The sequence below is a fragment of the Micromonospora sp. USAFONa4 genome (assembly GCF_057197825.1).
The window spans coordinates 4,508,395-4,532,512 of record NZ_CM170072.1 but is presented as its reverse complement, the minus strand read 5'-3'; the positions used below and the strand labels follow the sequence as shown (position 1 = coordinate 4,532,512).

The 24,118-nt window shown below is 75.1% G+C and carries 26 protein-coding genes; 12 read left to right on the top strand and 14 right to left on the bottom strand.

All coding sequences use genetic code 11. From position 1 onward, the window contains the following. Positions 1-56 precede the first annotated feature (56 nt). Positions 57-1,640: a D-alanyl-D-alanine carboxypeptidase/D-alanyl-D-alanine endopeptidase gene (gene dacB, locus AC0OO9_RS20170; RefSeq protein ID WP_484511581.1), complete on the top strand. Its 1,584-nt coding sequence runs from the start codon at positions 57-59 to the stop codon at positions 1,638-1,640. 38 nt (positions 1,641-1,678) lie between these two features. Here dacB and AC0OO9_RS20165 read toward each other — a convergent pair whose 3' ends face one another. The 5 genes from AC0OO9_RS20165 to AC0OO9_RS20145 all read right to left on the bottom strand — a co-directional run bounded on the left by AC0OO9_RS20165 (position 1,679) and on the right by AC0OO9_RS20145 (position 4,900). Then, on the bottom strand, positions 1,679-2,005 hold the full coding sequence (locus AC0OO9_RS20165; protein WP_484511580.1) for a hypothetical protein: 327 nt from the start codon (positions 2,003-2,005) through the stop codon (positions 1,679-1,681). A 161-nt stretch (positions 2,006-2,166) separates the two neighbouring features. Continuing rightward, complete coding sequence (locus AC0OO9_RS20160; protein WP_132233804.1) at positions 2,167-2,511, bottom strand: DUF1330 domain-containing protein; 345 nt, start codon at positions 2,509-2,511, stop codon at positions 2,167-2,169. A gap of 119 nt (positions 2,512-2,630) precedes the next feature. Further along, complete coding sequence (locus tag AC0OO9_RS20155) at positions 2,631-3,062, bottom strand: nitroreductase family deazaflavin-dependent oxidoreductase (protein ID WP_132233802.1); 432 nt, start codon at positions 3,060-3,062, stop codon at positions 2,631-2,633. 98 nt (positions 3,063-3,160) lie between these two features. Then, entirely contained in the window at positions 3,161-4,111 is a 951-nt protein-coding gene (locus tag AC0OO9_RS20150) for a hypothetical protein (RefSeq protein ID WP_484511578.1), read from the bottom strand. A gap of 195 nt (positions 4,112-4,306) precedes the next feature. Continuing rightward, positions 4,307-4,900 (bottom strand): pentapeptide repeat-containing protein, encoded by a 594-nt coding sequence (locus AC0OO9_RS20145; RefSeq protein WP_484511576.1) that lies wholly within the window; start codon positions 4,898-4,900, stop codon positions 4,307-4,309. A 79-nt stretch (positions 4,901-4,979) separates the two neighbouring features. Between AC0OO9_RS20145 and AC0OO9_RS20140 the strand changes: the two genes are divergently transcribed. Together AC0OO9_RS20140 and AC0OO9_RS20135 are read left to right on the top strand one after the other, a co-directional pair. Continuing rightward, positions 4,980-6,212: a serine hydrolase domain-containing protein gene (locus tag AC0OO9_RS20140; protein WP_484511575.1), complete on the top strand. Its 1,233-nt coding sequence runs from the start codon at positions 4,980-4,982 to the stop codon at positions 6,210-6,212. Between the two features lie 113 nt (positions 6,213-6,325). Further along, positions 6,326-6,967: an NAD(P)-dependent oxidoreductase gene (locus tag AC0OO9_RS20135; protein ID WP_357579703.1), complete on the top strand. Its 642-nt coding sequence runs from the start codon at positions 6,326-6,328 to the stop codon at positions 6,965-6,967. A gap of 37 nt (positions 6,968-7,004) precedes the next feature. Here AC0OO9_RS20135 and AC0OO9_RS20130 read toward each other — a convergent pair whose 3' ends face one another. Beyond that, a complete protein-coding gene (locus AC0OO9_RS20130; RefSeq protein ID WP_425853862.1) occupies positions 7,005-7,469 on the bottom strand; it encodes a PPOX class F420-dependent oxidoreductase in 465 nt (154 codons plus the stop codon). Positions 7,470-7,560: 91 nt separating this feature from the next. Continuing rightward, positions 7,561-8,202, bottom strand: coding sequence for a DUF6642 family protein (locus AC0OO9_RS20125; RefSeq protein ID WP_311412426.1), 642 nt, complete (start codon positions 8,200-8,202; stop codon positions 7,561-7,563). A 304-nt stretch (positions 8,203-8,506) separates the two neighbouring features. Here AC0OO9_RS20125 and AC0OO9_RS20120 point away from each other — a divergent pair, with 304 nt between their 5' ends. Beyond that, entirely contained in the window at positions 8,507-9,295 is a 789-nt protein-coding gene (locus tag AC0OO9_RS20120) for a D-Ala-D-Ala carboxypeptidase family metallohydrolase (RefSeq protein ID WP_484511572.1), read from the top strand. A 231-nt stretch (positions 9,296-9,526) separates the two neighbouring features. Here the strand turns inward: AC0OO9_RS20120 and AC0OO9_RS20115 are convergent, their stop codons facing one another. The 3 genes from AC0OO9_RS20115 to AC0OO9_RS20105 all read right to left on the bottom strand — a co-directional run bounded on the left by AC0OO9_RS20115 (position 9,527) and on the right by AC0OO9_RS20105 (position 12,012). Further along, a complete protein-coding gene (locus tag AC0OO9_RS20115) occupies positions 9,527-9,970 on the bottom strand; it encodes a hypothetical protein (protein WP_484511571.1) in 444 nt (147 codons plus the stop codon). Between the two features lie 99 nt (positions 9,971-10,069). Continuing rightward, the gene (locus AC0OO9_RS20110) at positions 10,070-10,780 is read right to left on the bottom strand and encodes a response regulator (protein ID WP_484517996.1); all 711 of its coding nucleotides are present in this window, start codon (positions 10,778-10,780) and stop codon (positions 10,070-10,072) included. Further along, positions 10,759-12,012: a sensor histidine kinase gene (locus AC0OO9_RS20105; protein WP_484511570.1), complete on the bottom strand. Its 1,254-nt coding sequence runs from the start codon at positions 12,010-12,012 to the stop codon at positions 10,759-10,761. The genes AC0OO9_RS20110 and AC0OO9_RS20105 overlap by 22 nt, the downstream gene beginning before the upstream one ends. A gap of 133 nt (positions 12,013-12,145) precedes the next feature. Between AC0OO9_RS20105 and AC0OO9_RS20100 the strand changes: the two genes are divergently transcribed. Genes AC0OO9_RS20100 through AC0OO9_RS20085 form a run of 4 tightly spaced genes read left to right on the top strand, consistent with a single transcriptional unit; the run spans position 12,146 to position 15,164 of the window. Beyond that, the gene (locus AC0OO9_RS20100; RefSeq protein WP_484511569.1) at positions 12,146-13,042 is read left to right on the top strand and encodes an ABC transporter ATP-binding protein; all 897 of its coding nucleotides are present in this window, start codon (positions 12,146-12,148) and stop codon (positions 13,040-13,042) included. After that, the gene (locus AC0OO9_RS20095) at positions 13,039-13,836 is read left to right on the top strand and encodes an ABC-2 transporter permease (protein ID WP_484511568.1); all 798 of its coding nucleotides are present in this window, start codon (positions 13,039-13,041) and stop codon (positions 13,834-13,836) included. The genes AC0OO9_RS20100 and AC0OO9_RS20095 overlap by 4 nt, the downstream gene beginning before the upstream one ends. Before the next feature lie 2 nt (positions 13,837-13,838). Beyond that, positions 13,839-14,582 (top strand): YqeB family protein, encoded by a 744-nt coding sequence (locus AC0OO9_RS20090; protein WP_484511567.1) that lies wholly within the window; start codon positions 13,839-13,841, stop codon positions 14,580-14,582. Between the two features lie 39 nt (positions 14,583-14,621). Continuing rightward, positions 14,622-15,164, top strand: a complete 543-nt coding sequence (locus tag AC0OO9_RS20085) for an SOUL family heme-binding protein (protein ID WP_484511565.1) — start codon at positions 14,622-14,624, stop codon at positions 15,162-15,164. A 360-nt stretch (positions 15,165-15,524) separates the two neighbouring features. On the opposite strand, the gene AC0OO9_RS20080 is transcribed toward AC0OO9_RS20085, so the two are convergent. Further along, on the bottom strand, positions 15,525-16,037 hold the full coding sequence (locus AC0OO9_RS20080) for an ArsR/SmtB family transcription factor (RefSeq protein WP_484511563.1): 513 nt from the start codon (positions 16,035-16,037) through the stop codon (positions 15,525-15,527). 106 nt (positions 16,038-16,143) lie between these two features. On the opposite strand from AC0OO9_RS20080, the gene AC0OO9_RS20075 reads away from it, so the two are divergent. Both AC0OO9_RS20075 and AC0OO9_RS20070 read left to right on the top strand, forming a co-directional pair. After that, positions 16,144-17,076, top strand: coding sequence for a ParA family protein (locus AC0OO9_RS20075; RefSeq protein WP_484511562.1), 933 nt, complete (start codon positions 16,144-16,146; stop codon positions 17,074-17,076). Continuing rightward, the gene (locus tag AC0OO9_RS20070) at positions 17,073-17,603 is read left to right on the top strand and encodes a Rho termination factor N-terminal domain-containing protein (RefSeq protein WP_484511561.1); all 531 of its coding nucleotides are present in this window, start codon (positions 17,073-17,075) and stop codon (positions 17,601-17,603) included. The genes AC0OO9_RS20075 and AC0OO9_RS20070 overlap by 4 nt, the downstream gene beginning before the upstream one ends. A gap of 149 nt (positions 17,604-17,752) precedes the next feature. On the opposite strand, the gene AC0OO9_RS20065 is transcribed toward AC0OO9_RS20070, so the two are convergent. Continuing rightward, complete coding sequence (locus AC0OO9_RS20065) at positions 17,753-19,768, bottom strand: endo-1,4-beta-xylanase (protein ID WP_484511559.1); 2,016 nt, start codon at positions 19,766-19,768, stop codon at positions 17,753-17,755. Positions 19,769-20,060: 292 nt separating this feature from the next. On the opposite strand from AC0OO9_RS20065, the gene AC0OO9_RS20060 reads away from it, so the two are divergent. Further along, positions 20,061-20,600 (top strand): DUF1697 domain-containing protein, encoded by a 540-nt coding sequence (locus tag AC0OO9_RS20060; RefSeq protein ID WP_484511557.1) that lies wholly within the window; start codon positions 20,061-20,063, stop codon positions 20,598-20,600. A gap of 85 nt (positions 20,601-20,685) precedes the next feature. On the opposite strand, the gene AC0OO9_RS20055 is transcribed toward AC0OO9_RS20060, so the two are convergent. Both AC0OO9_RS20055 and AC0OO9_RS20050 read right to left on the bottom strand, forming a co-directional pair. After that, a complete protein-coding gene (locus AC0OO9_RS20055) occupies positions 20,686-21,663 on the bottom strand; it encodes an MBL fold metallo-hydrolase (protein WP_484511555.1) in 978 nt (325 codons plus the stop codon). Between the two features lie 154 nt (positions 21,664-21,817). After that, entirely contained in the window at positions 21,818-22,741 is a 924-nt protein-coding gene (locus AC0OO9_RS20050) for a serine hydrolase (RefSeq protein WP_484511553.1), read from the bottom strand. A gap of 284 nt (positions 22,742-23,025) precedes the next feature. Here AC0OO9_RS20050 and AC0OO9_RS20045 point away from each other — a divergent pair, with 284 nt between their 5' ends. Beyond that, complete coding sequence (locus AC0OO9_RS20045) at positions 23,026-23,982, top strand: LysR family transcriptional regulator (RefSeq protein WP_484511552.1); 957 nt, start codon at positions 23,026-23,028, stop codon at positions 23,980-23,982. Positions 23,983-24,118 lie beyond the last annotated feature (136 nt).

Here is a 24,118-nt window from a genome sequence, read left to right as displayed (position 1 = left end):
AATTTCTTTCCATCGACGCCCTTTTCTGGCAGATACCTGCATGGCAGCATCACCCCATGCATCGTCGTCTCTTCCCCCGGACGCTCGCGCTGGCGGCACTCGTCGCCGCCGCGGCCACGGCGGGCGCGCCCACCGCCACCGCCGAGTCCCCGACCCCCGCGGCGACCCGGCTGAACGCCACCATCGACGCGATCCTCGCCGACAGCCGGCTGGCCGGGGCGCAGGCCTCGGTGGTGGTCAAGGACGCGACAACCGGAGAGACGGTCTACCACCGCAACGGCGACCGCCGCCTGGTGCCCGCCTCCAACACCAAGCTGCTGACCTCGGCGGCGGCGCTGGAACTGCTCGGGCCGGGCCACCACTTCAGCACCGAGGTGCGGACCAGCGGCGCCCGCCGGGCGGGCCTGGTCTCCGGCAACCTCTACCTGCGCGGCGGCGGCGACCCGACCATGCTCGCCGCCGACTACGACGCGCTGGCCGCGCGGGTCGCCGCCGCGGGCGTCCGGGTCGTCACCGGCAACCTGGTGGCCGACGACACCCGCTACGACAGCACCCGCCTCGGCCCCGACTGGACCTGGGACGACGAGCCGTACTACTACGCCGCGCAGGTCTCCGCCCTGACCGTGGCACCGGACACCGACTACGACGCGGGCACCGTCATCGTCCACGCCGCACCCGGCGCGACCGCCGGCGCGCGTCCGGTCGTCACCACCACCCCGGCCACCCGGTACCTGAAGATCGACAACCGGGCCGAGACGGTCGCGGGCGGGGAGACGTCGGTCTCCTTCGAGCGCGCGCACGGCAGCAACACGGTCGTGGTGACCGGGCAGATCGCGCTCGGCGCCGCGCCGGCGAACGACTGGGTCAGCGTCTGGGAGCCCACCGGCTACGCCGCCGACGTCTTCCGGTCGGCGCTGCGCCGGCACGGCGTACGGGTGCTCGGCCGGACGGTGCTCGGCGAGGCCACCCCGGAGGGCGCGGCCGAGGTGGCGCGGCACCGCTCGATGCCCCTGGCCCAACTGATGGTGCCGTTCCTCAAGCTGTCCAACAACGGCCACGCCGAGGTGCTGACCAAGGAGATCGGCCGGGTGCTCTCCGGCTCCGGCACCTGGTCGGCCGGGCTGACCGCGATCAGCGAGTACGTCGCCGACGCCGGGATGGACACCGGCACGCTTCGCCAGCGCGACGGCTCCGGGCTCTCCCGGCGCAACCTGATCCCCGCCGACGAGTTCGTGGACCTGCTCACCGCCGTGCGCGACGAGCCCTGGTTCGACACCTGGTACGCGGCCCTGCCGGTCGCCGGCGAGGCGGACCGGTTCGTCGGCGGCACGCTGCGCAGCCGGATGCGGGGCACGGCGGCGGCGGGCAACGTGCACGCCAAGACCGGCAGCCTGACCGGCGTCTCCGGCCTCTCGGGCTACGTCACCGACGCCGACGGGCGGGTGCTGGCGTTCTCGATCCTGCTCAACAACTACCTGGCCTCCTCCGTCAAGACGCTGGAGGACCAGATCGCGATCGCCCTGGCCTCGTACACGGGCAGGGGCGTGACCGGCGCGCGGGTCGCGGCCCCGACGGCGCCCGACGTTCCCCGGGTCCCGGAGGGCCTGGAGTGCGCCTGGGTCAAGCCGAACGCCTGCTGACCGGCCGGCGGGGCCCGGTGCGGGGGCCCCGCCGGCACTCAGGCGCCGGGGCGGTGCGGCAGCTCGGCCGCCGGGTCGCCGCGCTCGATCAGCGCGGCGATCTCGGTGGGACGCAGACCTCGCTGCGCCAGCACCCGGGCGCCCCAGCGGTGCAGCCGGCACGGGTGCGGGCTGGCGTCGTTGCGGCAGACCGTCCCGCCGGACCAGGTCCGGGGCGCGTGCACCACGACCGCCCGCACGGCGAACTGAGCGTCCTCGACGGTCACGTACGGCGGCAGCGGGATCTCCCGGAGCACCTCCCCGGACGGCTCCCCGGCGCCCCTGGGGGCGGTCGGACGGACGGTGCGGGTGGTGACGCTGCTCATCGGTGTGTCCTCCACAAGGGATGGTCGGAGATGGACAGCAGAAAGTTACGACAGCCACGACGCGGCGCGACGGACAAACTGTCCCGCAGGGTGGACACGGACCCGCCCGCCGGCGCCGGACGGCGGCCCGGGCGGGACCGCCGAGCGGGCGGAGCCGCCGGTCAGCCGGCCGCCCGCGCCCGCAGCCGGGCGGCCGTCCGGCGGGGGTCGTAGTCGTCGGCGACGCCGTCGACGATCAGCGTCGCGCCCGGGATGTGCCGGGTGCGCAGCGGCAGGATCTCCTGGTACGCCGGCGAGTCGTACCAGGCCCGGGCCCGGTCCAGGTCGGGGAACTCGATGATGACGACGGTGCCCGGCCAGTCGCCCTCCCTGACCTCCACCTCGGCGCCGTGCACCCGGAACCGGCCGCCGAACGGGTCCAGCGTGGCCTGGATCCGCTCGATGTAGGTGAGGATGTCCTCGTGGGCCGGGGTGTCGTAGAGGTGGGCGAGCGCGAACGCGGGCATGGTGCCTCCCGGGAGCCGGTCCGCCCGGCCGGACGACCGGGGCGGTACGCCGAGTCTCCCGCCGGCGCGTGCCCGGCGTCGATTACCCGTGGGGTAACGACGGCGGCGGCCCGCCCCGCTCAGACGCGGTCGAGCACGACGACGGGGATCTCCCGGTCGGTCTTCTCCTGGTACTCGTCGTACGCCGGCCAGATGGCGGCCATCGTGGACCACATGCGCGGCTTCTCCCCCGCCGTCGCGGTACGCGCCCGCGCGGTGAACCGCTCGGCGCCCACCTGCACCTCGACCAGCGGCTCGTCGAGCAGGTTGAGGTACCAGGCCGGGTGCTTCGGGTCGCCGCCCTGCGAGGCGACGACCAGGTAGGCGTCGCCGTCGCGGCCGTAGATCAGCGCGGTGCGCCGCAGCTTCCCGCTGCGCCGGCCCCGGGTGGTCAGCAGCAGCGTGAAGACCCCGGGCTGCCACTCGTGCCCCTCGGCGCCGCCGGTCTCGACGTACCGCCGGATGTGGTCGGCCACCCAGCCCTGCGGGCTGTCCAGCACCTGCTCGCCCATCGGCCCTCCCGTTCGCCCTCGCGCACCCGGTCGTCGCGATCACGCTACTCCGGGCGGCGGCCGGTCGCCGGGCGAACGGGGCCGCCCGGGCGCCCGGGTCAGCGCAGCGCGACCGCCTGGACGCCGACATTGCCGCAGTCGTCGCTGAACGCCTGCTCCACCGTCCAGGTCAGCACCAGCCGGCTGCCCTTCGGCGCCTGGAACCGGATGGTGAACTCGGTGGACCGGCTGGTGTGCCGGTCCTCGATCCGCAGGGTCCGGCTCGGACCGCCGACGGAGAGGCGGGCGTCCAGCCGTCCCCGGGCCATCCACACCCCGCCGTACAGCCGGACGGTGCGCGCCTGGCCGTCGGCGGCCACCGCGAGCGTGAAGCCGCTGCCGGCGCCGCACCGGTAGACCCCGTGCGGCGAGCCGCTCGCCGACGCGACCGGGCTGCCGTCGCGCCAGCTGAAGCTCTCCTGGTTGTCGTCCCAGCCGCCCCGCCGGCCGGTGCCGCCCTCGTCGCGGATCTCGCCGGAGCCGCCGCGCTTGCGGACCGTCGACTCCGCGCCGCGCAGGCCCCAGTGGACCCAGTCGCGGCGGCCCACCGTGGTCAGGTCGACCTCGCCCGGCGCCTCGGCCATGCTGGCGGCGAGCACCGCCCGCACCGGCAGTGCCGACGTCGATGGCTTCGGTGGCGTCGGGGACGGACTCGGCGGACGCTGCCGGGGCCGCAGCCCGGGCGAGACCAGGCCGGCGTCGAGGTCGCGTCCCTCCAGCCCGGGGAAGCCGCTCGGCCGGCCGGCGTCCGCCGGTACGTCGCCGGCGGTCTCCCCGCCCGGCTCGGGGTCGCCGGCGGTCAGGTACGACACGAGGGCGACCAGGCAGGCGACCACGGCGATCCCCTCGACGGCCCACCGGCGGCGCTGCCGTGCCCGGGCCAGCCGCCGCAGGCCGGTGCGGGTGTGCCCGGCCTGCGGAAGGGGCGGATGCCGTGTCCCGGGCGGGGCTGCCGGATCGCCGTGTCCCGACGGCCGGATGTGCTGTCGGGTGAGGTCTTCCTCCGCCACCGGCCCTCCACTCCCCACCGGCCCCGGCCGGACGCGGCCGTCCGTTGTGGGCGGCCCGCGCCCGCACCGCCTCGTCCGTCGCGCCGGACGGACGGGCGTGTCCAGTTCGTCACCGGACGGTAGCGGACATCGACCGGGACGGTGGTCTCGGGTCGGTGCCGCCGGCGCGGCAGGCGACCGGGACGCCCGGCTGCCTCAGCGGATCTCGAAGCCCAGCGCCTGCGCGATCACCATGGCCTGCGCGGCGTCGACGATCGCCCCGGCCCGCTCCACCGCCGTCGGGTCGAGCGCGGTCAGGTCGCTGCCACGCAGGTCGGCCCCGGTCAGCCGGCAGCGGTGCAGCTGCGCGGCGGAGAGGTCGACGCCGGTCACCGTGGCCCCGGTCAGGTTGGCCCCGGTCAGGTCCGCCTCGCGCATCCGCACGTCGGTGATGCGGACCCCGCGCAGGTCGGCGCCGGGCAGCGCGACGAACGACCAGTCGCCGCCGGCGACCGTCAGCGGTCGCAGGTCGCACTGGACGAAGGTGCTGCCCACGAGCTTGCAGCCGGTGAACTCCGCCTCGAAGAGGTTGCACCGCTGGAAGGTGCAGCGGGTGAAGGCCGAGTCGGTGTGCCGGGAGGAGTTGAAGCGCGTGTTGCCGAAGGTGCAGCCGTCGAAGACCGCGCCCCGGCTCACCGCCTCGGACAGGTCGACGTCGAAGAACGTGCAGCGGACGAAGTGCCGGTCCACCAGCTCCTCGGCATACCAGTCCTCGTTGCGGAAGGTCTCGTCCTCGGTCAGCTCGGGCATCGGACCAGGCTATCGAGGGGGTGGGACAACGGCGGGCTGCCCCTTCCGGCGAGGCGTACCGGCTAGTAGTTTCGGCGACGTGAGTGTGGCACGCAGCATCGACCCGGACCAGATCGGCTTCGACCCGGCGCGGTTGGCGCGCATCGACGAGCACTTCGGCAGGTACGTCGACGACGGCCGCCTCGCCGGTTTCCAGGTGCTGGTCACGCGGCGCGGCGAGATCGCCCACTCGTCGACGTACGGGCTGCGCGACGCGGAGGCGGGCAGGCCCGTCGAGGCGGACACGCTCTGGCGCATCTACTCGATGACCAAGCCCGTCACCTCCGTCGCCGCCATGATCCTGTGGGAGGAGGGCCGCTTCGAGCTGACCGACGAGATCAGCCGGTGGCTGCCCGAGTTCGCGGACCTGCGGGTCTACTCCAAGGGCTCGGCGCTCAAGCCCTTCACGGTGCCGGCGGTCGAGCCGATCCGGGTGTGGCACCTGCTCACCCACACCGCCGGCCTGACGTACGGCTTCATGCAGACCTCGGTGGTCGACGGCATCTACCGGGCCGCCGGCTACGACCTGTACCCGCCGGCGGACGTCGACCTGGCGACGGCCTGCCAGGCGTTCGGCGAGCTGCCGCTGCTGTTCCAGCCCGGCACCGCGTGGGGCTACTCCGTCGCCACCGACGTGCTCGGCCGGCTCGTGGAGGTGGTCTCCGGGCAGAGCCTCGACGCCTTCTTCGCCGACCGGATCTTCCGCCCGCTGGGCATGACCGACACGCACTGGTGGGCCGAGGGCGACACCGCCGACCGGCTCGCCGCCCTCTACGCGCCCGACCCGCGCACCGGCCGCGCGTTCCGCTACGACAAGCTGGGCGCCCTGGCGTACGAGAAGCCGCTGCTGCTCTCCGGTGGCGGCGGCCTGATCTCCAGCGCCGCCGACTACCACCGGTTCACCCAGATGCTGCTGCGCGGCGGCGAGCTGGACGGGGCACGCCTGCTGGGGCCGCGCACGGTGCGCTTCATGACCCGCAACCACCTGCCCGGCGGGCAGGACCTGGAGACCCTCTCCACCGGCGGCTTCGCCGAGACCACCCTCGACGGGATCGGCTTCGGGCTCGGCTTCGCCGTGGTCGACGACCCCGTGCCGAGCCGGGTGCCGAGCAGCCCCGGCGAGTACTACTGGGGCGGCGTGGCGAGCACGGCCTTCTGGGTCGACCCGGCCGAGGAGGTCACGGCCCTGTTCTTCACCCAGCTCATGCCGTCGAGCACCTACCCGATCCGGCCGCAGCTGCGGCAGCTCGTCTACTCCGCCCTGGTCGACTGAGCCCGGGCGCGCCTCGCCCGCGACGGCCGGGATCGCGGTAACGGCACCGGCCGGTCGGGGAGGTCAATAGCCTGGAGGCGGACCAGGTCGGGCAGGACGGGAGGCGGTCGGCCATGAGCAACATCGTCGTGTTCGGCGCGGGTGGCACCGCGGGGTCGCGGATCGCCGCCGAGGCGGTCGGCCGGGGGCACCGGGTCACCGCGGCGGTACGCCGGCCGGAGGCCACCTCGTACCTGCCGCCGGCGGTCACGGTGGTCACCGGGGACGCCACCAGCGAGCGGAGCGTACGCGAACTGGCGCCCGACACGGACGCCATGGTGGTGGCGATCGGCGGTGGCGAACACGACCTCTGGCTCGACGCGGCGCGCAACCTGGTCGGCGCGCTGCGTGGCATGCCGGCAGCGCCCCGGATCATCCACGTGGGCGGCGGTTCGACCCTGCTCACCCCGAAGGGCACCCGCTTCCTCGACGAGCCGGACTTCCCCGAGGAGTACCGCGAGGCGGCGCGCGGGCAGGCCGAGGCCCTCGACTTCTACCGCTCCTCGGCCGACGGGGTGACCTGGACGTACGTCTCGCCGCCGCCGCTGGAGTTCCACCCGGGCGAGCGCACCGGGCACTACCGCACCGGCGGCGACCAGCCGGTGACCGACCACGAGGGCCGCTCGGTGCTCAGCTACGAGGACCTGGCGGTGGCGATCGTGGACGAGATCGAACAGCCGCGCCACGAGAACGCCCGCTTCACCGCCGCGTACTGAGCGGCGCGGGGCGGCCGGCGGTGCCGTGGGCGCCGGATCAGTCGGCGAGGCGGGCGGGGAAGCCGCCGGTGGCGATCGGGCCCCAGGCGTCGATGGTGACCCTGATCAGCGACTTGCCCTGGCGGACCATCGCCGCCCGGTACTCGTCCCAGTCCGGGTGCTCGCCCGAGATGCAGCGGAAGTACTCCACGAGAGGTTCCAGCGCCGCCGGCAGGTCCAGCACCTCGGCGGTGCCGTCGAGCTGCACCCACGGGCCGTTCCAGTCGTCGGAGAGCACGCACGCCGACACCCGTGGGTCGCGGCGGATGTTGGCGACCTTGGCCCGCTCGGGATAGGTGGAGATCACCAACCGGCCCTCGCCGTCCACCCCGGCGGAAACCGGGGACGACTGCGGCCGACCGTCGGCGCGGGTGGTCATGAGCACCACCCGGTGCCGCGGCCGGAGGAACTCGGTCAGCCCGGCCCGGTCGACCCGGGTGTTCGTCGCGATGCTGCGTGCCATCGTTCGTTCCTACCAGGGCGCCCGTCGCCCGGCGACCGCACCGGACGGAACGGCCCGACGCACACCGGGATGGTGCGGCGGCGCGGCGGTCTCAGCGGGGCCGCGGGGCGGCGCGGCCGGCGGCGGGCTGGGCCGGCACCCGGGGGCGGACGGAGGGCCGCCAGGCGCGGCCGTTGGCGTAGATCACCCGGAAGCCGAGGTACGAGGCGAGGGGCGCCCAGTGCGCGGAGCCCATCCGCAGCTCGGCGGCGTTGTGGCGCTGCCCGTTGGCCAGCACGTCGAGCAGGACGGTCTCGAAGGCGGCCGACTCGACCCAGTCCACCTCCCGGGTGTATCCGCAGATCAGGGCCGCTCCGGTGGCGTCGAGGAAGTCCCGCAGCACCGCGTCGGAGGCGCGCAGCACCGAACAGCTGCCGAAATAGAGCCGCCGGCCCTCGCAGCGACCCGCCATCAGCTCGGCGACGTCGGCGAGCGCCACCGATTCCCAGTCGGTGAGGCAGAGCCGGCTCGGCTCGCCGTGCATGGCGAAGAAGCCGACCCGGTGGTCGGCGTACTGCTTGAGCAGCCAGCGGTCGACGAAGTAGAAGAGTTCGTCGCGGGTGGCCGCGTCCTTGTGGATGAACCGGATCTTTCCGAGCCGTTCGAGCAGTTCCAGGGTGGGCAGGACGGAGCCGCGCTCGTTGAGGTCGCGGTGCCACTGGCCCTCGATGCAGAAGACGCCACCGCGTGCCATGCCGCCCCCTCCCCCGGTCCCGCCGGCGCTGACGTTACCGGGTCGGGCCGGCGGGAGAACATCACCCGGCGCGTGCCGACCTGCGGCTTTGCGCGCCGTTCGCGCTCTCCTGTGGCCTGTTGCCGGTCAATGGGCGATTAGCAATTCGCGTAATGCCCAGGCAACGCCCAGGAACGGCGAATCGTGAGGACAATTCTTGTTAATCGCCGCGAACCACCCGCCGGCCTGCCACTGTGGAAATGCGGGACGGGCAGGCCGATGTCCCGGATGCCACCCCATTCCCACTCCTATCGGGAGGACTTCTGTGCGCGTTAACACCCTGAAACGGGCCGCTGTCGCATTCGCCCTGGCGTTGCCGGCAGCCGCTGTCGCCACGGTGGTCGCCGCGCCAGCGGCCCACGCCGACGGCTGCTACACGTGGAAGCGCAACCTCTACCAGGGGCGCTCCGGCGACGACGTCCGCCAGTTGCAGATCCGGGTCGCCGGGTGGGCCGGCAACCGGGACATCGTGGAGAACGACGGCCGCTACGGACCGAAGACCGCCGCCGCGGTCAAGCGGTTCCAGGCCGCGTACGGGCTGCGCGCCGACGGCATCGCCGGACCGCAGACGTACGGCAAGCTCTACGACCTCCAGGACAACGACTGCACGCCACGGCACTTCAGCTACAGCGAGATGGACGACGGCTGCGGTCGCGGGGGCTGGAGCGGCGGTCCGCTCTCCGCCGCGCAGACCCGGCAGAACGCGCTGCGCACGATGTGGAAGCTGGAGGCGATGCGACGCAGCCTCGGCGACAAGCCCCTCCTCGTCAGCAGCGGTTTCCGCAGCCGCACCTGCAACGACCGGGTCGGCGGGGCGTCCGACAGCCAGCATCTCTACGGCAACGCCGCCGACGTGGTGTCGCGCACCAGCTCGCTGTGCCAGATCGCCCGCGACGCCCGCAACCGGGGCTTCAGCGGGATCTACGGCCCCGGTTACCCGGACCACGACGACCACGTGCACGTGGACTCGCGGCGGGAGAACAACAGCGACGACACCCCGAACACCACCAGCTGGTCCGCGCCGGACTGCGGCATCGGCGCCGGCCGCGACTGAGCCGGCCGGCCACGCCGAACCGGCCGGACAGGCCACGCCGAACCGGTCCGGACAGGCCACGCCGAACCGGCCGGACAGGCCACGCCGAGCCGGGCGAACGACGACGCGGGTCCGGTGCGCGGGGTGCCACCCCGCGCACCGGGCCGGCGTCGTGTGCCCGGGTCCCGCCGAGCGGACGTACCTCCGCCCGACGTGCCGGGGACCGGCGGTCCCGCCGGCGGACGGACCCGCTCAGCTCGCCCGGGGCCAGCGCGGAGCGGGGGCGGGGGGAGCCACCGGCCGGGCGGGGCCGGCGGGACGGGCGCCGGGCGCGACCGCGCGCGGGCCGCCCGGGTGCCCGCCGGTGCCACGTGCTGCGCGGCTGGCCGGCGCGGGGCCGGTCACCGTGAACGGGAACGGCACGTGCACGAAGGGGTTGCCGTGCCGCACCAGGGCGTCGATCTGCCGCTCGTTGAGCCCGTGCCGCGTCAGCACCTGCCGGCCCCAGCGGTGCAGCCGGCACGGGTACGTCGCGCCGTCGTTGCGGCACAGCGGCCCGGCCGGCCACTCCTCCGCGGCGTGCACCACCACCGCCCGGACCGCGAGCCGGACGTCCTCGGGCGTCAGGGGCGCTGGCACCGGCACCTCGCCCAGGATCTGGTCGATGGGATCCGTCGACTGCTCACCAACCCGCACGGCAGGCCTCCCGCGGCTCCGGCAGCGGTGCGGCTGACCCGCCGCACCGCATCCTCGGCGACTGGTACGGCCCCCGCCCCCGGAAGGTTCAATCGCGCCTCAGACGAGGCCGGCGTCGTGCACCAGCAGGGCGACCTGGACCCGGTTGTTCAGGCCGAGCTTCACCAGCAGCCGCGACACGTACGCCTTGACTGTCGCGACGCTCATGAACAGCTCGGCGGCGATCTCGGCGTTCGTCCGGCCCTGCCCGAGCGCGACCGCGACCTCGCGCTCCCGGTCGCTGAGCCCGGCGAGCTGCCGCAGCGCCCGCTCCCGGCGCGGGTCGGGGCCGCCCGCCGCGCCCGGCGCGGTCACGTGGTCGATCAGCCGGCGGGTCACCGCCGGGGAGAGCGTCGCCTCGCCCGCCGCCACCCGGCGCACCGCCCGCACGATCTCGGCCGGCGGGGTGTCCTTGAGCAGGAAGCCGCCGGCCCCGGCCCGCAACGCCCGGAGCACCTGCTCGTCGGCGTCGAAGGTGGTCAGCACCAGCACCTCGGGCGGGTCGGGCGACGCGCGCAGCGCCTCGGTGGCCGCGAGACCGTCGAGCCGGGGCATCCGGATGTCCATCAGCACCACGTCCGGCGCGCAGGCGGCCACGGCGGCGGGCACCTCGCTGCCGTCGGCGGCCTCCCCGACCACGAGCAGGTCCGGCACCCCGCCGAGGATCATCGACAGGCCGGCCCGCACCAGCGCGTCGTCGTCGACGAGCAGCACCCGCACCGGCCGGCCGGGGTCGGAACCCGGCCCGCTCACGCCGGCCACGGCAGCCAGGCGGCCAGCCGGAAGTCGCCCGTGTCGTCCCGCCCGTACTCCAGCCGGCCACCGGCCAGGCTGACCCGCTCGGCGATGCCGACCAGGCCGGTGCCCGCGCCGGGGATCTCCGGGCCGGCGATGCCGCCGACGGGCCACCGGTTGCGGATCTCCACGGTCAGCCCGTCGCCGGGGGCGCCGGCCACGTCGACGGTGACCGCCGCGCCGGCGGCGTGCTTGCGGGCATTGGTGAGCCCCTCCTGCACGATCCGGTAGACGCTGCGCCCCACCGCCGCGGGCACCCGCTCCGCCGAGGTGACCACCTCGCGGACGCCGATCCGCGCCCCGGCCGACCGGGACTCCTCGACGAGCGCCGGCAGATCGCCCAGGGTGGGCTGCGGGCGCTCGGGATCCCCCTCGGCGGTGCTCTCCGCGCGGAGCACCCCGATCACCTCGCGCAGATCCTGCAACGCGGCGTGGGCGCTGCCCCGGATCACCCCGGCGGCCCGCGCCACCTCCTCCGGCGGCGCGTCCGGCCGGAACTCCAGCGCGCCGGCGTGCAGGCTGAGCAGCGAGATCCGGTGTGCCAGCACGTCGTGCATCTCGCGGGCGATCCGGGTGCGCTCCAGGTGCCGGGCCTGCGCCACCCGCAACTGCTGCTCCGTCTCGGCCCGCTCGGCGCGCTCGCGCAGCGACACGACGAGCTGCCGCCGGGCACGGACGAACATCCCCCACGCCAGCACGGAGAGGCTGAGCACCACCCCCCAGACGGTGGTCGCCCAGTACGGCATCTGCGGGTCCGGGCGCAGGTAGCTGAAGGCGAAGTTGGTGACCAGGCCGGCGGCGGTCAGTCCCAGCGCGACGGCCGTGCGCCGGTGCACCACCACGGTGAAGTAGATGATCAGCAGCGGGATCGCCGCCGCCATCGAGAACAGGGTCAGCGGCACGGTCGCGACGGCGAGCCCCACCGGCCACCGGCGCCGCAGCCAGATCAGCGCGCAGCAGGCGAGCCCGAGCAGGGCGTCGGCCGGAACCATCCAGCGCTGCGGCAGCGGCGTGGCGAACTCCGGGTCGGCGGAGGCCGCGTCGGCCGTGGCGAGCAGGACCCAGCCGAGGGAGAGCAGGAAGCAGAAGCCGTCCACCACCCAGTCGCGGGTGGTGCGACGCGGCCCCCGCCCCACCCGCGCCGCCGGATCGACGCTCAGCGCCCCCGGCAGCAGCCAGGGGTGCTCCGGTACGGCGGCACTGGTCACGCGACCATGCTAGGCAGCCGCCCGGCGGGCCGACCAGCTACCAAAGTCGAGACCCTGGCGTCGACCAAGGTAGCCGCCGGACGAGACCGTCGGCCGCAGCGCGCGACCGGGTGGCTCCGGCAGCGTGGCCGGCATGATCAGCGTGGAACACCTCACCAAACGGTACGGGCGGCACACCGCCGTCGACGACGTGTCGTTCCGCTGCGAGCCGGGCACCGTCACCGGCTTCCTGGGACCGAACGGCGCCGGCAAGTCCACCACCATGCGGATGATCTGCGGGCTCACCCCGCCCAGCGGCGGCGGCGCGACGGTCGGCGGCCGGCCGTACCGGGAGCTGCCCAACCCCGGGCGGGAGGTGGGCGTGCTGCTGGACGCCTCGGCCCAGCACGCCGGGCGCACCGGGCGGGAGGCGCTGACCGTGGCCGCGGCGACCATGGGCGTGGACCGCCGGCAGGTCGCCACCAAGCTCGACCTGGTCGGGCTGAACGAGGTCGCGGCGAAGCGCCGCCTCCGGGCGTACTCGTTGGGGATGCGGCAGCGGCTCGGCCTCGCGCACGCGCTGCTGGGCGACCCCCGGGTGCTGATCCTCGACGAGCCGGCCAACGGCCTGGACCCGGAGGGGATCTTCTGGATGCGCGGCCTGCTGCGCGACTTCGCCGACCGGGGCGGCACCGTGCTGCTCTCCTCCCACCTGTTGCGCGAGGTGGAGGCGGTCGCGGACCGGCTGGTGGTCATCGGGGGCGGCCGGATCGTGGCCCAGGGCGACAAGGCCGAGTTGCTGGCCGGCGGCGGGACGCTGGTGCGGGCCCGCGACGGCGGCGCGCTGCGCGGCGCGTTGGAGCGGGCCGGGCTGGCGGCCACCGAGGGCGCCGAGGGGCTGCTGGTCCGCGCCGACGCCGAGGCGGTCGGGCAGGCCGCCGCCGACGCCGGCGTCGCCCTCACCGAACTGCGGTCGGCCGGCAGCGGCGGCCTGGAACAGCTCTTCCTCACCCTGACCGCCGGCGCGTCGACCCAGGAGGCCGTCCGATGACCACCGCCACCACCGCCAGCCCGCCCGCCACCGCCGCGCCCCAGCGCCAATCCGGCGTACGCCGGCCGTCGCTGCTCCGGCTCACCGGCGTGGAGCTGCGCAAGCTCGTCGACACCCGGGCCGGGCTCTGGCTGCTGATCACCATCGGGCTGCTCGCCGCCGCCCTCGTGGTGGTCCAGTTGATCTGGTCGGACGACGCCGCGCAGACCTTCCCCAACTTCTTCGTCCCCTCGATGCTGCCGATCGGCCTGCTGCTGCCCGTGCTGGGCATCCTGTCGATCACCGGGGAGTGGTCCCAGCGCACGGCGCTCACCACGTTCGCCCTGGTGCCCCGGCGGGGCCGGGTGATCGTCGCGAAGCTGGTCGCGATGGTGCTGGCGGCCCTGGCGTCGGTGCTGGTGAGCCTCGGCGTGGCCGCCGCCGGCACGCTGGTCGCCGGGGCCACCGGCGGCGCGGGCACCTGGCGCCTGGAGTGGACCCTGGTGCTGCACGCCGTGGCGCTCCAGGTGGCAAACGTGCTGATGGGGGCCGGCTTCGGCCTGCTGCTGCTCAACACCCCGCTGGCGATCGTCGGCTACCTGCTGCTGCCGACCGTCTGGTCGATCCTCGGCGAGATGATCCGGCCGCTGCGCGGCCCGGCGGGCTGGCTGGACACGGGCCGGACCATGGAGCCGCTGCTCACGCCCGACGTGACCGCCGGGCAGTGGGGACGGTTCGCCGTGTCGCTGCTGGTCTGGCTGGCCGTGCCGCTGGTCGCGGGGCTGGTCCGCACGCTGCGGCGCGAGGTGTCCTGACGGTGGACGGCTACGGTGCGCCCACCGTCGTCGACGGCGGCGCGGCGGAACTGGCGATCCTCTGGGGCGGGTTCCCGGCCCTCGGCGCGGGCGCCGGATGGCTGCTCGTCGCCGGCGCGGAGTGGGTCGCCGGGCTGTCCTGGGCTCCCGCGCAGGACCTGTTCGAGCTGGTCGCCCGGCTGCCGGACCCGCAGGCCGGCATCGGCGGGCTGGCCGTCGGCACGCTGGGCGGCCTGCTGGTCGCCGCCGTCGGCACCGCCGAACGGCTCGCCGTCACCGTCGACACCGAACGGGTCCGGCTGCGCCGCGACCGCACGACCCGGCAGGTCGGGCGGCGAGCGGTGCACGCCGTCTTCGTCGACGGCAAGGACCTGGTGCTGCTCGGCGCGGACGACGAGGAACTGGTCCGGGAGCGGTCGGACCTGGTCGTCGACCGGCTGCGCGACGCCTTCCGCGCGCACGGCTGGCCGTGGACCGACGGCGACCCGCACCGGGACGCGTACCGGCGGTGGGTGCCGGGCCTGCCGGGGCTGCCGACCGGCGCGGACGCGCTGCTGCGGGCCCGGCAGCGGGCCCTCGACGCCGACCGGGGCGGCGAGGCCCGGGAGCTGCGCGGCGAACTGGGCCGCACCGGGGTGGTGCTCCGCGACGACGGCCGGCGGCAGTACTGGCGGCTGACCCGTGCCGCCCCGCGCCCCCGGCCGGAGGACGCGACTTCGGCTGAGCCGGAGGTCGAGGGCCGGTAGCGTTGCTTCCGACGGGGCCCGGGGCACGGGGAGCGCGCGATGACCGAGCAGCAGCCGTACCGGGTGGTGGCCCGGCACCCCGGCTTCGAGCTGCGCCGCTACCCGGCCCACCTGGTCGCCGAGGTGCGGGCGGAGGGCGCGTTCGAGCAGGCCGCCCGGGACGCCTTCCGGCCGCTGGGCGCGTACCTGCGCGGTGCCAACCGCGCGCGGCGGGCGACCGCCGGGGAGACGGGCCCGCAGACGATCGCGATCACGGCCCCGTTCGTGCAGGAGGAGGGGGACCGGCCGGGCCACTGGCTGGTGTGGCTCGTGATGCCGGCGGGCCTCACCGCCGACACGCTGCCCGAGCCGGCGGACCCCCGGGTGCGCACCCGGGTGGTCCCGGAGCAGCTCGCCGCCGCGACGCGATTCGCGGGCCGCTGGACGGCCCGGGCGTTCGACCAACGGGCGACCGCGCTGGGCCGGGCGGTCACCGCGGCCGGGCTGCGCCCCACCGGCGCGGTCCGGTACGCGCGCTTCGATCCGCCGTGGAAGCCGTGGTTCCTGCGCCACAACGAGGTAGTGCTGCCGATCGCCGAGTGAGCCGGGTACCGCGTCCCGGCACGGGGCGCTCCCGGCCGGACCGGCGCCCGGGTGCAGCTTGTGAAGGTCATGAGCATCTGCGACAGCGCGTCGCGAAACGGCACCCACCACCGTCGCCCCCTCCCACCCGACCCCCGAGCAGAGCCGCACCCGCCCCGACCCTCGGCGTCGATCATGAGGTTGGCGGCGCGGACTCCGGCATTTCCCCCCGCCAACCTCATGATCACCGTCCTGGGTCAGGGCGGGCGGGGTGGGGTTAGGGGGTGAGGATCACGATGGCCAGGGCCGCCAGGAGTGCGGAGAACGTCGCCGAGGTCAGTCGCCGCCAGGGCGGCATGGTGCTCCCTCCGTCGGGGTGGGTCAGCGGCGGGCGGCGGTGAGGATGGCCAGCAGCGGCACGACCCGCTCGGCCGGGACGGCGTAGTGGCCCCGACCGGCGCTGCGCAGCCAGCCGGCGGCGGTGAGCTGGCGCAGGTGGTGGTGCAACTGGCCGGTGGTGCCGAGGCCCTCGATCTCGGCCAGCTCGCCGGTGCCGTGCCGGCCGCCGAGGATCTCCCGCAGCAGGCGCAGCCGCACCGGGTGCGCAAGGGCGGTCAGCGCGCCGGCCAGTTCCGTCCAGTCGCCGGCGAGCACGTCGTCGACCATGAGGCCGTGTTGCCAGTCGTAGTGCTGGTCGCCGAGGCGGACAGTGCCGGTGTAGAGCACCGCGCCCCCGCCGTCGGGCGGGATCCGCTGCTTCAGCCCGTCGAGCGCCCAGAAGACGTCGCCGGTCGCCGTGGGCGCCTCGGCCGGGGGCGGTTCCGCCCCGAGGTGCTCCGTCAGGGCGGCGACCTGCGCCTCCAGCGCGCTGAGCCGCTCCTCGATCTCCGCCATAGTTCGATAGTACGAACTTACGTAGTTACGTGCAAAGGCGGACCGCCGGAGCGGGTGCCGCGCCGGTCTGCCGGCCCGCTACCGTTCCCGGTCTGGGGAGGTGCCGGTGTACGTCGTATCGGTGATCAATTACAAGGGCGGGGTCGGCAAGACCACCGTGACCGCCAACCTCGGTGCCGAGCTGGCCAACCGCGGGATGAAGGTGCTGCTCATCGACCTCGATCCGCAGGCCAGCCTCACCTTCGGCTTCTACGACCCCGACGACTGGCGGGACCGGCTGCGCGACGGCCGGACGGTGAAGCGCTGGTACGACGGCCTGCGCGGGGACACCCCCGCGACACCCCTGGGCGAGCTGGTCGTCTCCCCCGGCCCGGCCAACGCGCGACTCAGCGGCGCCGGCCGCCTCGACCTGATCGCGTCCCACCTCCAGCTCGTCGACATCGACCTGGCGCTGGCCCGGGCGGTGGCCGACGGCGACGAGTACGACGCCGAGCTGTTCCGGGTGCGCGGCTCCCTGGCCGAGGGGCTGCACGACGACGCGCTCGGCGGCTACGACATGGTGCTGATCGACTGCCCGCCGAACTTCAACGTGGTCACCCAGTCGGCCATCATCGCCAGCGACCACCTGCTCATCCCGGCGAAGGCCGACTACCTGTCCACGCTGGGCATCGACTACCTGCACGGCAACGTCCGGGAACTGGTCGACCAGTACAACGCCGACGCCCGCCGGTTCGCCACCACCCGCCGGCACCACAAGGTCGCCCCCGACGTGGCCGGCGTCGTGTTCACGATGATCCAGCTCATGGCGCAGCGGCCGATCGCCGCCCACCAGGGCTACATGGACCAGGTCCGGGCGCTCGGCCTGCCGGTCTTCCCCACTTCGCTGCGGGAGAACGTCACCGTGTTCGCCACGAACACCCCGCGCGGCGTGCCCGTGGTGCTCCGCGACCGGATCGCCACCCCGGCGGTCCGCGACGAGCTGCGCCGGCTCGCCACCGAGTTCCTCGACCACCTCCAGCCCGAGCGGGCCGGGGCGTGACCGACCCGACCCGCGACGTCGCCGACCTGGTGACCGCGCTGCTCCGGGGGCTGCCCGCCGCCGACCTCGCCGCCCTGGCCGACGGGCGGGCCCGGCTCGCGGTGGTGCCGGTCGACCCGGCCCCACCACCCGCCGGAGCCGCCCCCGCCGGGCGCCCGACCACGGCACGCGCCGACCGGCCCAGTCCCGCCGGGCACCCGGCCGCCTTGTCCGCCGACCGGACCGCCCCCGCCGGGCACCCGGCCGCCGAATCCGCCGACCGGGGCGGGGCCCCCGCGCGCCCGTCAGCCCGGCGGGCGGCGTCCGCGCCGGACCCGGTGGCGGCCCGGGCCGCGCTGGCGGCCATGTCCCGCCGCGACGACGGTACGGCGTACCTCTCCGGCTGGACCGCCCGCGACCTGCGGGTGCTCGCCGCGAGCCTGGAGTTGCGCGGCGTCGCCGGGCTGCGGAAGGCGGACCTGGTCGCCCGCATCGTCGACCGCACCATCGGCTTCCGCCTCGCCTCCGCCGCCATCCGCCGGCTCTGACGCCGGGCCCCGCCATCGCCGGCTCTGACGCCGGACCGGAGCGGACGGCGTCTCCGGCATCCGCGGGGGTCCCGGCCCGGCTCCGCCGCGCCGTCCGGGCACCGGGCACGGCGATGGCCGGGCCTGCCCGGCCCGGCCATCGCCCACCGCTAGCCGGTCGTGCAGGCCGTTCCGTCGAGGGTGAAGCCGGCCGGGCGGTCGTTGCTCGTGGACCAACCGGCGAGGAAGCCGAACTCGACCGTCCCGCCGGCGGGCAGGGCGGAGTTCCAGGACGTGGGGGTGACCGACACGTCCGCGCCGTCCTGCCGGACCGTGCCGTTCCAGAGCTGGCTGATCCGCTGCCCGTCCGGGAACCGCCAGCGCACCGTCCAGCCGTCGTGCGCCCGCCCGCCGGTGTTGGTGATCCTGACGCTCGCCTGGAAGCCGCCCGGCCACTGGTTGGAGACGGTGTACGTCGCCCGGCAGGCGTCCGGCCCCCCGGTCGGCGAGACCGTCGGGCTGGCGGTCGGCGAAACGGTCGGGCTGGCGGTCGGCGAGACCGTCGCGCTGACCGTCGGCGTCGGGGTCGGGTTGATCCGGGTCGGGTCGACGATCCCCCAGTACGCCGGCTTGGCCTGGAGTTCCGTGTCGAACAGCAGCGGCGCGTCCTTGCGGGCCACCGGGAAGGTGTCCAGCCAGGTGTCGTCGTCCGCCAGCCCCCACAGGGTCACCGAGGTCAACTCGTCGGCGTAGCGGCGGTAGAGGGCGAAGAGGTCCCGGTACCGGTACGCCTGGGTGAGCAGCCGGTCGGCCGGCGGGGTGGGGAAGGACTCGCTGTTGTTGACGTAGATGCTGACGTCCATCTCGGTGACCTGCTGCTCCACCCCGAGCGGGACGAACGCCTGGAGCATCGCCTCGGTCTCGGCGATCGACGGCCACTGGACGTTGACGTGCATCTGGTGCCCGACGCCGTCGATCGGCACCCCTTCGGCGCGCAGCTGGCTCACCAGGTCGCGCAGCTTGTCGCGCTTGGCCGGCACGTTTGTGTTGTAGTCGTTGATGTAGAGCTTGGCCGTCGGCGCGACCTCCCGGGCCACCCGGAAAGCGGTCCGCAGGTAGTCCAGCCCGCTGATCTCGTGCCAGCGGCTGCGCCGCAGCCCGTCGGACTGGTTCTCGTCGATCACCTCGTTGGCGACGTCCCAGACCCCGATGGCGTCGCCGTAGCGGCCGACGACCGCGCGGACGTGCGCCTCCAGCCGGGACAGCAGCAGGGCCTTGTCGGCCGGGTCCGAGGTCAGCGGGGTGCCGTCGGTGTCGGTGAAGACCCAGGCCGGGGTCTGCTGGTGCCATACGAGGGTGTGGCCGCGTACCGCCAGGTCGTTGTCCGTGGCGAAGTTGACCTGCGCGTCGGCGTCGGCCCACCGGAAGGTGCCCTCGGCCGGCTGGGTGGCGTCCCACTTGAGCGCGTTGCCCGGGGTGACCGTGTCGAAGTGCCGGCGCAGCAGGGTGGCCTGGTCGCCGATGATCTGCCGGTTGCCGATCGCCGCGCCGATCGGGAAGTCGGCGGCCAGCACCTCACGCAGGGCGGGGATGTCGGTCTGCACCGGCTTGGTCGGCTGGTACACCATGGTGAAGTCGTCGATGTGCAGGTCGGCGGTCCCGCTGGCGGTCTCCACGTACGCCGACAGCCCGTCCACGTCGTGCGCGAGCACGTACGTGCCGGTGAGCCGGACCCAGGCGTCGGCGGTGACGGCCGTGTCGCCCACCACCTGGTCGTAGGCGGAGGTGCCGCCGGAGTCGCGCTGCACGCTGAGCCGGACCTGGCCGGGCGACTGGCCGGCGGCGAGCCGCACCCACACCGTCAGCGTGTAGCGGGTGCCCTTGACCATCTCGTCGAGCAGGTCCAGGGCGGGGCCCTGCCAACTCGCGGTGCGGCCGGAGGCGAGCAGGCTGCGGGTGCCGCCGTGGGCGACGGCGGTGCTGACCGCGACGGTCTCCCCGGCCCGGGGCCGGAAGCCCTGAGTGGTGCCGTCCTCGAAGGTGGCGTCGAGCACCACCACGGGGTCGGCGGCGCGGGCGGGCGGGCTGGTCAGTGGAACGGCGGCGGCCACGGCGACGGTGGCGAGGCAGGCCAGGGCCAGCAGCCCCGGCAGAAGACGGTGACGGCGCGTCCAGGGAGCGCGCATGGCGGTGTCCTTCCGGTACGGATGGGTGCGCGCGGACCGCTGGGCGAGGTTTCTCGCTTGAGGCGGTCGCACGCCGGTCGACCGGCATGAGCCCGCATGCCGGTGTCCGTGGTCCCGCTCCGCTCGCGGCACCCCGTCGCCGGGGGCCGCTGTCGAGAACCGATGGTACGGATCACGGACCCGGCACTCCAGCGCGGTGTGCCGAGCGGCGGGCCCGCCCCGGCGACGACGGCCGCGACCGACCTCGACCACGCCCTAGGCTGGCCCGGTACCGGCGGGTCGAGGAGGTCGTGTGGACAGGTGGGTCGCGTTGCTGCGCGGGGTCAACGTCGGCGGCGCGAAGGTCGCCATGGCCGACCTGCGCCGGCTGGTCGCCGGCCTCGGCCACCAGGACGTGCAGACGTACCTGCAGAGCGGGAACGTGGTCTTCGGCAGCACGGTGCGCGACGCCGACGCGCTGGCGCGGGGCATCGAGCGGGCCATCGCCGACGAGCTGGGGCTGACGGTGCCGGTGCTGGTGCGCAGCGGCCGGGAACTGGCGGCGGTGGCCGGCGGCAACCCGTACGCCGGGCGGGAGGACGACCCCACGCGGCTGCTGGTGGTCTTCCTCGCGACCGCGCCCGACCCGGTCGCCGTGGCCGCCCTGACCGTGCCCGACGGCGAGAACCTGGCGTTCACGGTCGCCGGTCGCGAGGTCTACCTGCACTATCCCGACGGCGGCTACGGCCGGTCGAGGTTCACCAACAACCACCTGGAGAAGAAGCTCGGCCTGGTGGCGACCACCCGCAACTGGCGCTCGGTGCGGGCGCTGGCCGGGATGTCGACGGGCTGAGCCCTCGGCGCCCGGCCCCGCGTCGACGGCCGACCGGGGCGCGGCGACGGGCCGGGGCTGCCGCCCGCGGCCCGTCGCGCGTCGCTCAGAAGTGGTACGCGGTGTGGTACTCCGGCACGATCACCCGGCTGCGCGGGGAGACCCGGCGGATGGCGGCGAGGAACGCGTCCAGCCGCTCGCGGTCCGTCGGCGCCACGGGCACGGGGTTGCGCAGCTCGGTCTCGAAGTTGTCGAAGTGCACCGGCACCACGACCTTCGGCCGGTCCAGCGCGTCGAGCAGCCGTTCCGCGTAGTCGGCGGTGACCGTGGTGCTCGGCAGCGCCAGCATGGCCACGTCGGGGGCCAGCCCGGTCAGGTTCCGCTCGGCGAAGTCGCTGGCGCCCATGAAGAAGACCGACGGGCCGCCGGGCACCCGCAGCTGGTACGCGAGGGTGTCGCCCTCGGGCAGGTCGGCGATGGTCTCCGGCTTCGCCGGCTGGCTGACCCGTACGCCGGGGAAGGCCATCGAGTACGACCTGTTGCGGCTGTGCAGGGAGCTGACCACCTCCACGGTGTACGCGCCGAAGTCCAGCACCTCCCCGCCGCGCACCGGGCTGAGCTGCCCCGACGGCAGCCCGTACGCCAGCCCGAGGTGGTAGGCGGTCAGCGTGCCGAAGACCCGGGCGCCGGTGCGGCCGGCGATGTGCGGCACGTCCATGTAGTGGTCCCAGTGGGTGTGCGTGACGAGCACCGTCTCGGCCCGGTCCACCAGGGAGTCCACGACGTCGGTGCGGACCTCCAGCTTCCTGGTCTGGTCGAAGGCGCCCCTGAACAGCCCCGTGTCGATCCGGCTGAGGAAGGGGTCGACCAGGACGGTCCGGTCGCCGACGTCGATGCGCCAGGCGGACGTACCCCACCAGCGGAAGCTGACCGGGCCGCTGCGGCGGCCGGCCGGTGCGGCGGCGGCCGGCGGCGCGGCGTGTGCCGGGCCGGTGAGTGCGGTGCCGGCGAGCCCGCCGGCGGTGACCAGCGCGGTGCTGGCGGCGGCGTCGCGGAGGAAGCGGCGGCGGTCGATGTCGGGCATGTGGAACTCTCCCCGTCGTGGTGCTGATCGGTCGGTGCCGAGCCAACCAGCACGACCCCCGCCAGGTCCAAGATCCATGGCCGACACGGTCGATACGCGCCGGCATATCGGGCCAGCTCAGCCGGGCCGACGGCAGCACCTCGCGCCCGGAAGATCAGCCGGCGCGCAGCACCTCGACGGCGGCTCGGGCGGCCTGGCCCAGCGCCAGGTCCACGTCGATGCGGCGGGTGGCGAGCTGCGTGGCGCGGACGAAGACGGCGACGGCGTACCGCCCGCCGTCCGGGTACTCGGCCACGCCCGCCTCCAGGTGCAGGCCCGGCAGGGTGCCGGTCTTGCCGGTCACCCGCACACCGGGCGGGAAGCCGGCGGCCAGCCGGGTCCAGAAGAGCTGCCGGGCCATCCAGCCCCGGACCATCGCGCACGCCTCGGGCGGGCCGGCCTCGTCGCGCCAGATCAGGCCGAGCAGCCGGGTGATCTCCCGGGCGGTGCTCGACGTGGTGTGCGCGGGATCGAACATCCGCATCGCGCGGACCCGCTCGGGCGGCAGCGTGGGGAAGATCCGGGCGAAGTCCGCCTCCGTACGCGCGCCGACGTCGGCGAGCATCGTCTCGACCAGCTGCCGGGGGCCGCCGACGATCCGGGTACGCGGCAGCCCCAACTCGGCGGCGAGCATCGGCAGCACGTCCGCCCCGACCCGGCGCAGCAGCAGGTCGGCGGCGGTGTTGTCGCTGACCGACATGGCGAAGTAGGCCAGGTCCCGCAGCGACACCTCGGCGTCGTCGGCGCAGCCGGCGATCCCCCACCCGCCGAGCCGGTCGTCGGCGGCGACGAGGACCCGTTCCCGGGGGTCGATCTGGCCGGCCACGACCTGCCGGGCGAACTCCAGCACCAGCAGCACCTTGAAGATCGAGGCGATCACCACCTGCTCGTCCGCCCGGACCGCCACCTCCCGCCGGCCGCCCGGCTCCCCCGGACCGGCACCGCCGCCGGCCGCGTCGAGGTCGACGACGTGCAGGCAGCCGGTGACCCCGGCCCGCTCGAAGATCTCCACGATCCGCTCCGCCACCACACCGCGCACGGTAGCCGCTCCCCCGCCCCCGCCGCCGCCCGCCGACCCCTGGACGCCGGCGCCCGGCGCCCGGCACCAGATCTTGGTACCGAAGTGCCCCCCGAGGGGCACTTCGGTACCAAGATCTCGCCGCGTCGCGGACGCGGACGCGGTTGCGGACGCGGTTGCGGACGCGGTTGCGGACGCGGTTGCGGACGCGGACGGGGGGGGTGGGACGCGGACGGGGTTGCGGGCGTGTTCGCGGGCGTGTTCGCGGTTGCGGGCGCGGGCGGGCGCTGGCGTAGGGTCCGGCCGTGGACCTGCTCCGGCACCTGCGGCACTTCGTGGTGGTCGCCGACGAGCTGCACTTCGGGCGGGCGGCCGAGCGGCTCGGCATGGCCCAGCCGCCGCTGAGCCAGTCGGTGCAGCGCCTGGAGCGGGAGTTGGCGGTCGAGCTGTTCGACCGGTCCCGGCGGCAGGTGCGGCTGACCACCGCCGGCCAGTTGCTCCTCGGCGAGGCCGAGGAACTGCTGGCCGGGGAGGGCCGGCTGCGCAACCTGATGCGGCAGGTACGCGACGGGGTGTCGGGGGTGCTCCGGGCGGGGGTGCCGCCGGAGACACCCGCCGTGACCCTGCGCGAGCTGCTCGACCGGCTGGCCGAGCGCGCCCCCGGGCTCGACGTGGACCTGCACGAGCTGACCAGCGGCGAGCAGGAGCGGATGCTCAGCGAGGGGCGGCTGGACGTCGGCCTGCTGCACCATCCCGTCACCGACGACGGGCTGCGCCTCGGCGCCGCCGTCGACGTACCGCTGGGGGTGCTGTTGCCGCGCGCCTCGGCGCTGGCCCGGGCACGGGAGGTCGAGCTGGCGGCGCTGGCCGGACTGGACCTGGTGACCGCGCCCCGGGCCACCGCGCCCGGCTGGCACGACCACCTGCTGGAGGTCTGCCGCCGGCACGGGTTCGCGCCGGGGCGGGTCCGCCCGGCGCGGAACCCGGAGTTCCTCTTCGGGTTGGTGCTGGCGGGCGGCGGGGTCGCCGTCGAGCCGGCGGCGACGGCGCGCCGGGAGCCTCGGATCGCCTGGCGGCCGGTCGCCGGTTCGCCGCTGGTCCGGCGCACCTCGGCGGCCTGGCCGCGCCGGGCCGCGCACCCGGCCGCGCCGATGTTCGGGCAACTCGCGGCGGAGGTGCTGGCCGACGGGTCGGAGCCCCCGGCGCCGCCGCCCGGGCCGCCGCCCCGACCCTGGCCGGTGCTCTTCGACGAGCCCGCCTGACCACCGGTGGGAAGGCCCCCCGTCAGGGGTACGCCACAGGTCGGCACCCGGCGTGGAGACGCCTCCGCGTACCGGCGCGCCCGGTCACCCCGCCGGCCCTCCCCTCCCCTGGCGCCCGGGGCGGCACCCGCCGCCG

Excerpts from the sequence above, each read along its gene's own strand:
- dacB (WP_484511581.1), top strand. The coding sequence starts at position 57 with ATGCATCGTCGTCTCTTCCCCCGGACGCTCGCGCTGGCGGCACTCGTC.
- AC0OO9_RS20165 (WP_484511580.1), bottom strand. The coding sequence starts at position 2,005 with ATGAGCAGCGTCACCACCCGCACCGTCCGTCCGACCGCCCCCAGGGGC.
- AC0OO9_RS20160 (WP_132233804.1), bottom strand. The coding sequence starts at position 2,511 with ATGCCCGCGTTCGCGCTCGCCCACCTCTACGACACCCCGGCCCACGAG.
- AC0OO9_RS20155 (WP_132233802.1), bottom strand. The coding sequence starts at position 3,062 with ATGGGCGAGCAGGTGCTGGACAGCCCGCAGGGCTGGGTGGCCGACCAC.
- AC0OO9_RS20145 (WP_484511576.1), bottom strand. The coding sequence starts at position 4,900 with ATGCCCGAGCTGACCGAGGACGAGACCTTCCGCAACGAGGACTGGTAT.
- AC0OO9_RS20135 (WP_357579703.1), top strand. The coding sequence starts at position 6,326 with ATGAGCAACATCGTCGTGTTCGGCGCGGGTGGCACCGCGGGGTCGCGG.
- AC0OO9_RS20130 (WP_425853862.1), bottom strand. The coding sequence starts at position 7,469 with ATGGCACGCAGCATCGCGACGAACACCCGGGTCGACCGGGCCGGGCTG.
- AC0OO9_RS20125 (WP_311412426.1), bottom strand. The coding sequence starts at position 8,202 with ATGGCACGCGGTGGCGTCTTCTGCATCGAGGGCCAGTGGCACCGCGAC.
- AC0OO9_RS20100 (WP_484511569.1), top strand. The coding sequence starts at position 12,146 with ATGATCAGCGTGGAACACCTCACCAAACGGTACGGGCGGCACACCGCC.
- AC0OO9_RS20095 (WP_484511568.1), top strand. The coding sequence starts at position 13,039 with ATGACCACCGCCACCACCGCCAGCCCGCCCGCCACCGCCGCGCCCCAG.
- AC0OO9_RS20085 (WP_484511565.1), top strand. The coding sequence starts at position 14,622 with ATGACCGAGCAGCAGCCGTACCGGGTGGTGGCCCGGCACCCCGGCTTC.
- AC0OO9_RS20080 (WP_484511563.1), bottom strand. The coding sequence starts at position 16,037 with ATGGCGGAGATCGAGGAGCGGCTCAGCGCGCTGGAGGCGCAGGTCGCC.
- AC0OO9_RS20065 (WP_484511559.1), bottom strand. The coding sequence starts at position 19,768 with ATGCGCGCTCCCTGGACGCGCCGTCACCGTCTTCTGCCGGGGCTGCTG.
- AC0OO9_RS20055 (WP_484511555.1), bottom strand. The coding sequence starts at position 21,663 with ATGCCCGACATCGACCGCCGCCGCTTCCTCCGCGACGCCGCCGCCAGC.